Genomic DNA, 1,767 nt, shown 5'->3' on the forward strand with positions numbered 1-1,767 from the left:
CCTGGATCTGGCGTCGGATCCGGTGGCGGAGTTGGCGGCGTTGGAGGTGGTGCCGGAGGTGGTGACCGTTGTGGTCGGGTCGGCCGGGTACGGGGACGTGGTGGGGGCGGTGCATGTGTTGGCCGCTCGTGTTCTGGGGTTGGTGCAGGGGTGGCTGGCCGATGAGCGGTGTGGTGGTTCGCGGCTGGTGGTGGTGACGCGGGGTGCGGTGTCGGCGTGGGCGGGGGATGTGGTCGCTGATCTGGGGGCCGCGGCGGTGTGGGGGTTGGTGCGGTCGGCGCAGTCGGAGGATCCTGGCCGGTTCGTGCTGGTCGATGTGGACGGGCAGGAGCTTTCGGCGTCGGTGCTGTCCGGGGTGCTGGCCTCGGGTGAGCCGCAGGTGGTGGTGCGCGGGGGTGAGGTGCGGGTTGCCCGGCTGGTGCGGGTGACATCCGGCTCCGGCTCAGGTTTCGCCGATGGCTTCGGCGCTGATCCTGGTTCTGGTCCGGGTGAGGGGCGTGCCTGGGATCCGGAGGGGACGGTGTTGATCACTGGTGGGACGGGTGGTCTGGGGGCGTTGTTCGCGCGGCATGTGGTGGCCGAGCGGGGTGTGCGGCGTCTGTTGCTGGCCGGTCGGCGGGGTCTGGATGCTCCGGGTGCGGTGGAGTTGCGGGCGGAGTTGGTCGCGCACGGGGTCGAGGTGGAGGTCGTGGCGTGTGATGTGGCCGACCGTGACCAGGTCGCGGGCCTGCTGGCGCAGGTGGATGCCGATCATCCGTTGACCGCGGTGATCCATACCGCGGGTGTGCTGGACGACGGGACGATCCCGTCGCTGACGGCTGAGCGGTTGGACGCGGTGTTGCGGCCGAAGGTGGACGCGGCCTGGCACCTGCACGAGTTGACTCGTGGCATGGATCTGGCGGGCTTCATCGTGTTCTCGTCGGTGGCGGGGACGTTCGGTGGGGCGGGGCAGGGTAACTACGCGGCGGCGAACGCGTTCCTGGACGCGCTGGCGGAGTTTCGGCGGGCCGAGGGGCTGGCGGCGCTGTCGCTGGCGTGGGGTCCGTGGGCGCAGGACGCCGGAATGACCGGGGGCCTGAACGATGCTCAGATGCTCCGGTTGACCCGTGTCGGCATGTCGGCGCTCACCCCGGAGCAGGGGGTCGCGTTGTTCGACGTGGCCGTCCGTTCGGGTGAGTCGGCTGTGGCTCCGGTCCGGCTCGATCTGGCGGCGGTGCGGGCGCGTGGTGAGGTGCCGTATCTGCTGCGGGGGTTGGTGCGCGGGGTTCGCCGGTCGGCGGTGTCGGTGTCGGGGTCGGGTGACGGTGTGCTGGTGCGGCGGTTGGCCGGGTTGGGTGAGGCTGATCGGGTGCGGTCGGTGGTGGAGTTGGTGCGGGCGCAGGTGGCGGTGGTGCTGGGGCATGTCTCGTCGGAGTCGGTGGAGGTGCGTCGGGAGTTTCGGGAGTTGGGTTTCGACAGTTTGACCGCGGTGGAGTTGCGCAACCGGTTGAGCGGTGCGACGGGGTTGCGGTTGCCGGCGACGTTGGTGTTCGACTATCCGACGCCGGTGGTGCTGGCGGAGTTCCTGTTGGGTGAGTTGCTGGGGGAGCGGGCCGATGCGGGGGTGCTCTCGCCGGTGGTGCGGTCGGTGGCCGACGATCCGGTCGTGATCGTGGGGATGGCGTGCCGTTATCCGGGTGGGGTGGCCTCTCCGGAGGATCTGTGGCGGCTGGTCGTTGAGGAGACCGATGCGATCACTGGTTTCCCGACGAATCGGGGGTGGGATCT

Annotated in this window: 1 protein-coding gene; it reads left to right on the top strand. The window is 70.2% G+C overall.

The window, feature by feature from the left end:
- The coding region (locus AB0J58_RS44890) for a type I polyketide synthase (protein WP_364227946.1) at positions 1-1,767 on the top strand (1,767 nt) is incomplete at both ends.

The organism is Streptosporangium sp. NPDC049644 (assembly GCF_040675205.1).
In the GTDB taxonomy this organism is placed as follows: Bacteria; Actinomycetota; Actinomycetes; order Streptosporangiales; family Streptosporangiaceae; genus Streptosporangium; species Streptosporangium fukuiense.